This window comes from Deinococcus aquaedulcis (assembly GCF_019693445.1).
Taxonomy (GTDB): domain Bacteria; phylum Deinococcota; class Deinococci; order Deinococcales; family Deinococcaceae; genus Deinococcus; species Deinococcus aquaedulcis.
In genome coordinates this window covers 22,460-29,180 of the sequence record NZ_JAHRBL010000027.1, presented here as the reverse complement: position 1 = coordinate 29,180, position 6,721 = coordinate 22,460, and the positions used below count along the sequence as shown (strand labels likewise).

The window sequence follows — 6,721 nt, the reverse complement described above, 5'->3', positions numbered from 1 at the left end:
GGCTGCCGGTGGAGACGGCCTGGACGTCGAGCTTGCTCTCGGCGCCCAGCTTCATGATCGAGCCCTTGCCAAACGCCTTCTCGATCTGGCTCATCGCCGTTTCGATCGCTTTCGCCCGCTCCTTCGCGTCGGCGGGGGTCGTGTTCAGCTCTTTTTCTTTGCTCATGGGGTCTCCTGGGTACTGGGGTCCGGGGAAGTGGGGGCGGCTTCAGAGGCGGCCACGGGTGCGCCGCGCAGACGGAAGGTGCTGACGGTCTCGTGAATGGGTCCGGTTTTGCGCAGGATGGAGCGGTAGAGCGTGACCTGCGGCGCCTGCCAGCCCTGCGAGAACAGCAGGGGCGGCACGCGCGGCGCCGGGCCCTTCTTGCGCGCCAGAGTGACGTGCGCCTTGAAGGGCAGGTCGTCAGTCTCCACGCCCAGCGCCTGCAGGCCAGCGCGCAGGGCGGCGGCCAGCTCGTTCAGGCCCTCGCCCTCCACCTTCACGAACCACACGCGGGGGCTGCCTTCGTTGGGAAAGTAGCCGGTGCCGCGCAGCTTCAGGTGCAGTGGGGGCAGGTCCTGGGTCAGCTGGGCCCCCAGGCGCTTGAGGTCGTCCACGCGTGCGGGCGGCACGGCGGGCAGGTAGGCCAGGGTCACGTGGAACTGCTCGGCCGGTACAGGGCGCCAGTTGCCGCGCAGCTTGCCCTGGGCTTCCTGCAGGGGGGGCGCCAGCGTGGCGGGTACCTTCAGGGCATAGAACAGGCGCAGGGTGCTGGGGGTGTGGGGTTCGGCCGGGGATGGCCCCTTGGGGGGGGCGGGTCGGCGGGGGGCAGGTTTGACCTTCACGCCGACCATCCTCCGGGCCGCAGGCCCCGCAGGGCAAGCCCCAGTGCCGAGACGGCCGCGCGGTCACGCACCTGTGCCGCGTCGCCGGGCCAGTTAAGGCTGAGGGTCCGCACTTCGCCCTCGCCGGTATCCAGCGCGGCGTGGGTCTGCCCGGCGCCCTCGCCGTGGGTGCAGGCCACCACCGCCAGCCCCACCTGCGCGCCCAGGTGCTCGCGGGCGCCGGCGGCCAGTTCACGCGCGGCCTGCTCGCTGTAGAGGCCCTGATCCTGCAGGGTGACCGGGGTGAGGCCCAGGGTGATCAGGCGGCGGTGGTCCTGGGTCACGGCGGCGTCCAGAAAGCCCGCCTGATCAGCCAGCAGGGTGCACAGGACGCCGCCACTGCCGGCTTCAATGACGCCCAGGGCGCGCCCGCCCAGGGCCGTTTGCACGGCGCCCGGTAGGGTCTGGTCGTCCTCGCCCCAGGTCCACTTTTTCAGGGCCGCGCGCACCTGCTCGCGCACGGGGTGCAGCAGGGCCTGGGCTTCGGCGTCGCTGGGGGCGCTGGCGGCCACGCGCACGTCCACGCCGGTGCGGCGGGCGTAGGTGGCCACGCTGGGGTTGGGCTGCCGGGTCAGGTCGCCCAGCAGCTCAGCGATATTGCTCTCGCCAATGCCCTGGGTGTGAATGGTGGTGTGCAGTAACGTGGCGCTGGGCAGCGGCAGGCGGGGCAGCACCTGTTCGCGCCACATCTTCTGCATCTCGCGGGGGGGGCCGGGCAGGGCCACAATCAGCCGCTCCTGCCCTTGCCAGGTGGTGCGAACAAACCAGCCCGGCGCCGTCCCCACCGGGTTGGGCAGGGCCTGGGCCGAGGGAATCAGCCACGCCTGCTTGCGGTTGATCTCGGGCATGGTGCGCCCGCGCGAGTCGTACAGGCCGCGCAGCCACGCCAGGAGTTCGGGATCTTCTGTGGGGGTTTCCTGCAGCGCGGCGGCCACCGCCTCGCGCGTCAGGTCGTCGTCGGTGGGGCCCAGGCCGCCGCCCAGCAGCAGCAGGTCGGCGCGGCTAAGGGCGGTGTGAATGGCAGCGGTCAGGCGCTCAAGGTTGTCGCCCAGCACAGTTTTGCGGTGCAGGGTCACGCCGCGCCCGGCCAGTTCACGGGCCAGGAACGCCGCGTTGCTGTCGACAATTTCGCCGAACAGCAGTTCTGTTCCTACACTGATGATTTCTGCTATAGGCATAACAACCTCGGGGTAGTATAGGCGAAAGCGAAACTTGAGTCCAGTGTGGGGGGCTATGGTTTTGTGAATGGAGTGGGGGCGGTGGGGCGTTGGTTTGCTGGGGCGGCCCCACCCCCCCAGCCCCCCAGCCCCAGAGGGGACGGGGGGAGCAACGTTCGCACTGGGCAACGTTGACTGACGATTTATGGCGGCCTTCCTTCACCCCGCTGTGTACGCCGGGGTCTGCCTCCGCCCATCGCCGGACGCCCGCGCGCTTCGCGCACGACGGCTTCGTCTGGACCTGGGTGGTACGGGGGCAAGGGAGCTTGGTGCGGCCTAGAAGGTTCTACTTTTCAAAAGACAAAAAGATGGGGCGGTAGTGGTTCAGACAGTTGCAGAGTTCTGTATGGCTTTGCCAACGCACACCTGCTTTTGCCCCTCCCTCCTTGCGGGGGACTGGGACAGCTCGCGCAGCGAGAGGTTGGGAGGGGGGTGAGCGGGCATGGCGTCCCAGATGCCCTCACTCTCATGGCCTCCTGACCTCGCTTTAGAGCAGTTGACATAAAGAAAATGTTGGTTCTTGACCCTCTCCCCTCGTGGGACTCGAAGAGCTGCGTCGCAGAGAGGGCCTCGCGCAGCGAGGGGTGAGGGGTTCTTTTGTCAACCGCTCTAAAACGGCCCGAACCATGCAGGAGGTAATTTGGGCGTGGTCAGCGTGGTTGTGCCTGCTCGAAGGAGGCGAAATGGAATTCCTTTTCAATCCATCAGGGCCTGCGCCTCAGCGCGGTCGCGGACCACGTCCAGGATGGTGCGTTGCAGGTCGTGCATGATGGCCTGCGTAAAGTAGGCGGCGTAGCCGTTAAAAGGCGTGCTCAGGCGCTGGGTGCTGCTCAGGTGGAGGAGGGTGACGCCTGGCTCAATCTCCTCCAGACGGTAGGTGCCGCTTAGCACGTCAAAGAACCGGCCGCCCACCCGCACATGGGGGTCCAGGCCGCCGGGGTCGCGGGCCTGAATGCGAAACGACAGCAGCCGCTCCTCCTGCCAGTCGGTCACCGTTTCCAGAAAGCTCAGGGCGCCGTCAAAGGTGGCGAGGCGCGCGGCCCCCACGCCCGTTCCCGTCAGCACCGCTTCGCGGGGGCGCGGCAGGCCAGCGAGGTGGGCCCAGCCGGTTTGAATTTCGCGGTCCTGAATGCGCGGCACGCTGCGAATCTGTGCCCAGACGGCTTCTGGTGGCGCGTGCACCAGCACGCTGTTGGTGACGGTGCGGTACACGCTGGGCGGGGTAAGGCGCTGCTCCAGCGGGCCCAGCACGGCCGGCAGGGCGGCAGTCAGCAGCAGCGCCCCCGCGCGGCCCCGCCGCCACCAGCGCTGTGCCAGGAACGCTGTGCCCGCCCCCAGCGCCGCCATGACGTACATCACCGGGGCAGCAATAAAGGCGCACAGCACGCCCTCGAAACCCACCACCAGCGCCGTCACCAGAAAGACGGTGGTGGTCAGCGCGGCCACCCCCATCGCTTCACCCAGCGGTGAGGGGCGCGCAGGCGGCGGGTCGCCGAATGGATCGGGCGCCGGGGCTGGCGCGTGGGGCCGCGCGAGGCGCAGCGTGATGGTCACCGACAGCAGCCCCAGCACGAACGGCACCAGAAACAGGTAGGACGCCACCATCACCCCGGCGCCACCGTCGCCGCCGTCCAGCACGTGCAGCCACAGGTACACGCCCAGGCCATACAACACACCCGCCGCGCCGCCCAGCAGCGCCCCGGCCCCCAGGGGTTTCATGGGCCCAGCCTACCCTGCGCCGGGCGGTGGCGCCGGGGGAGGGGTGCTTATACGGACTGCCGTCCATGTCCGGAACATCCGGAAAAGAACTGGATGTTCCCCGCCTTCGGCGCTGTTCCAGCCCGATTCCCGGAAATCCGTACCCTTTCCTTCTCTCCTGCGCAGCTCTCCGAGTCCCTCCGGTCGGAAAAATGCCGTCAGGTGTGACGGCATTTTTCGGAAGCCGTCTTACGCCTCCCGCAGCGGCAGCTCGTAGCACAGGCTGTTGTCTATGCCCTCGTAGTAGCCAAAGTTGGGAATGCGGCGAAAGCCCGCGCGTTCGTACAGGGCCAGCGCGGCGGCCTGCTGATCACCGGTTTCCAGCACCAGCCGGGCGTACCCGGCGGCGCGGCCCCGGGCGATCAGTTCGTCCAGCAGCGCCCGCCCCACCCCCCGGCCCCGCGCGGCAGGCACGGTGTACATGCGCTTGACCTCGGCCGAAGCCTCATCCCAGCGTTTCAGGGCGCCGCAAGCCAGCAGTTCGCCTTTCTCTTCGGCGGCCAGCAGCACGCAGCCCTCGCCGCTGAGCGTGAGGGGATCAAAGGGCTCGGTGCGTTCGTCGGTGTCCTGGTAGAGCTCGCGCAGTTCGCGCTGCTGGGCGTTCATCAGGGCCTGCACGCGCAGGTCGGTGGGCGGCATGTCCAGCAGGCGCGGGGTGGGCATGATTCAGCGTAGGCACAGCCCGCCACCAGGCGCAAGGCCAAACTCTCGCCCCAGGGTGAAGGCGGTCGGGGAGTGCTGGGCTGCCCGTCAGTGGGCCACCAGTTCGGCCACCCAGTCGCCCGAAGGCAGACGGTCGTCGCGGCTCTGGCCAGTGGCGCTGGGATGCTGGGTGAAGCGGGCAACCGTCCAGTGATGCGCCCCGGCGCTCAGCACGTAGTTGCCGTGTTCGCTGGGTCCGGTGACGCGGCGGCCACTGCTCTGAAAGGCCACCTCTACACTGGTGCCCACCGGAAGCGCTTCCAGACTGGACGTGACCACTTCACCCTGAAAGGTGCGCTGGGGGTCGGTGGCCTCGCCCTGCCACGCGCCACTCAGGCCCACGGTCTGCGTTGTGCGTGTCTCTGTCATGGGGTTTATCTCGCCACGCCGGGCCCCGGTGGGGGTGAGTGGGGCCGCAGCACCCCTTCATATGTGACTGGGCGTTTAGACAGGATGGGGGTGGGATCAGGAAAGACAAGCTTGTCCTGATTTCCGTCAGGTCAGGAAGAGGCGGTAAGCGGGGTTGGCGGTCATGTCGCTCGCCGGGTAGCCCACACCGGCCAGGAAGGCCCCGAAGGCGGCCTCGTCGCCCGGGGGCACCTGCAGGCCCGCAAGCACCCGTCCGTGGGCGCTTCCGTGGTTGCGGTAATGAAAGAGGCTGATGTTCCAGCGGCCATGCAGCTGGGTCAGAAAGTCCAGCAGCGCGCCGGGGCGCTCGGGGAAGGTGAACGAATACACGCGCTCAAAGGCCGCCTCGGGTGCCCGCCCGCCCACCATGTGGCGCACATGCACCTTGGCCAGTTCGTCGCCGGTCAGGTCCAGCACCGGGTAGCCGCGCGCTTCTAACTCGGCGCGCAGCGCCGCGCGTTCGTGGGCGCCACTCAATTGCACCCCCACGAAAATCTGGGCCTGGGCGCGCGGGGCGTAGCGGTAATTGAACTCGGTGATGGCCCGCTTGCCCACCACCTCGATAAACGCGCGGAAGGCGCCGGGCCGCTCGGGAATGGTCACGGCGAAGATGGCCTCGCGCTCTTCGCCGATTTCGGCGCGCTCGGCCACGTGGCGCAGGCGGTCAAAGTTCACGTTGGCGCCGCAGGTCAGGGCCACCAGCGTCTGCCCCTGCAGGCCGCGCTGCGCGGCGTAGCGCTTGAGCCCGGCCACTGCCAGCGCGCCCGCCGGTTCCATGACGGCGCGGGTGTCGTCGAACACGTCCTTGATGGCGGCGCAAACCTCGTCGGTGGTCACGCGCACCCAGTCGTGCACATGGCGCCGTGCCAGTTCAAAGGTGTAGGCCCCCACCTGCTTGACTGCCACCCCATCCACAAAAATGCCCACCTCGGCAAGCCGCACCCGCTCGCCCGCCTGCACCGACTGGTACATGGCGTCGCTGTCTTCGGGCTCCACACCCACCACGCGGATATCCGGGCGCAGGGCGGCCAGCACGCCGGCCACGCCCGCAATCAGGCCGCCGCCGCCCACCGGCACGAACACGGTCACGGGCCCCTCCGTGTCCAGTTGCCGCAGCAGTTCCAGGGCCACCGTGCCCTGCCCGGCCAGGACCAGGGGATCGTCGTAGGGGTGCACAAACGTCAGGCCCCCGGCGGCCTGCAGGGCGTAGGCGTGGGTTTCGGCGTCGCTGAACGAATCCCCGAACAGCACCACCTCGGCGCCCCGGGCGCGGCAGGCGGCCACCTTGATCTCGGGGGTGGTGGCGGGCATCACGATCACGGCCCGCAGGCCCAGCTGCTGGGCGGCGTAGGCCACCCCCTGCGCGTGGTTGCCCGCCGAGGCGCAGATCACGCCCCGCCCCCGCTCAGCGGCCGAGAGCTGCGCCATCTTGTTGTAAGCGCCGCGCAACTTGAAAGAAAAGATGGGCTGCTGGTCTTCGCGCTTGAGGAGCACGCGGGCGCCCGTGCGGGCACTGAGGCGCGGGGCCTCGCTCAGCGGGGTCTGGTGGGCCGCGCCGTACACCTTGCCGGTCAGGGCAAGGCGCAGCACGTCGCTGGCGGTCAGGTCTTGCGGCAAAGCAGCTACTTCCATGTGGGCCCCCAAAGCAAACGCCCCCGAGCACCGGTCTCGGGGGCCAAAGACAGCGCGCGGGCCGTCAGGAGCTTGCCCCTGGTGGCCGGAGAATTCGCGCCGCGTTCATAGGGCGAGCATAGGCTGGGGCTGGATTGTCT

6 protein-coding genes and 1 pseudogene are annotated in these 6,721 nt (G+C 68.9%); all 7 read right to left on the bottom strand.

The window, feature by feature from the left end; genetic code table 11:
- A pseudogene (locus tag KMW22_RS17945) lies at positions 1-166 on the bottom strand (DNA recombination/repair protein RecA); the annotation flags it as partial.
- Complete coding sequence (gene thpR, locus KMW22_RS17940) at positions 163-834, bottom strand: RNA 2',3'-cyclic phosphodiesterase (protein WP_221091396.1); 672 nt, start codon at positions 832-834, stop codon at positions 163-165. The gene thpR and the pseudogene KMW22_RS17945, both read right to left, overlap by 4 nt.
- Complete coding sequence (locus tag KMW22_RS17935; protein WP_221091395.1) at positions 822-2,042, bottom strand: CinA family nicotinamide mononucleotide deamidase-related protein; 1,221 nt, start codon at positions 2,040-2,042, stop codon at positions 822-824. The genes thpR and KMW22_RS17935 overlap by 13 nt, the downstream gene beginning before the upstream one ends.
- Before the next feature lie 735 nt (positions 2,043-2,777).
- A complete protein-coding gene (locus KMW22_RS17930; protein ID WP_221091394.1) occupies positions 2,778-3,800 on the bottom strand; it encodes an SRPBCC family protein in 1,023 nt (340 codons plus the stop codon).
- 228 nt (positions 3,801-4,028) lie between these two features.
- Positions 4,029-4,502, bottom strand: coding sequence for a GNAT family N-acetyltransferase (locus KMW22_RS17925; RefSeq protein WP_235693112.1), 474 nt, complete (start codon positions 4,500-4,502; stop codon positions 4,029-4,031).
- Between the two features lie 87 nt (positions 4,503-4,589).
- Positions 4,590-4,910: a hypothetical protein gene (locus KMW22_RS17920; RefSeq protein ID WP_221091393.1), complete on the bottom strand. Its 321-nt coding sequence runs from the start codon at positions 4,908-4,910 to the stop codon at positions 4,590-4,592.
- Positions 4,911-5,036: 126 nt separating this feature from the next.
- Entirely contained in the window at positions 5,037-6,581 is a 1,545-nt protein-coding gene (gene ilvA, locus KMW22_RS17915; RefSeq protein WP_221091392.1) for a threonine ammonia-lyase, biosynthetic, read from the bottom strand.
- Positions 6,582-6,721: the final 140 nt, after the last annotated feature.

Excerpts from the sequence above, each read along its gene's own strand:
- thpR (WP_221091396.1), bottom strand. The coding sequence starts at position 834 with ATGGTCGGCGTGAAGGTCAAACCTGCCCCCCGCCGACCCGCCCCCCCC.
- KMW22_RS17935 (WP_221091395.1), bottom strand. The coding sequence starts at position 2,042 with ATGCCTATAGCAGAAATCATCAGTGTAGGAACAGAACTGCTGTTCGGC.
- KMW22_RS17930 (WP_221091394.1), bottom strand. The coding sequence starts at position 3,800 with ATGAAACCCCTGGGGGCCGGGGCGCTGCTGGGCGGCGCGGCGGGTGTG.
- KMW22_RS17925 (WP_235693112.1), bottom strand. The coding sequence starts at position 4,502 with ATGCCCACCCCGCGCCTGCTGGACATGCCGCCCACCGACCTGCGCGTG.
- KMW22_RS17920 (WP_221091393.1), bottom strand. The coding sequence starts at position 4,910 with ATGACAGAGACACGCACAACGCAGACCGTGGGCCTGAGTGGCGCGTGG.
- ilvA (WP_221091392.1), bottom strand. The coding sequence starts at position 6,581 with ATGGAAGTAGCTGCTTTGCCGCAAGACCTGACCGCCAGCGACGTGCTG.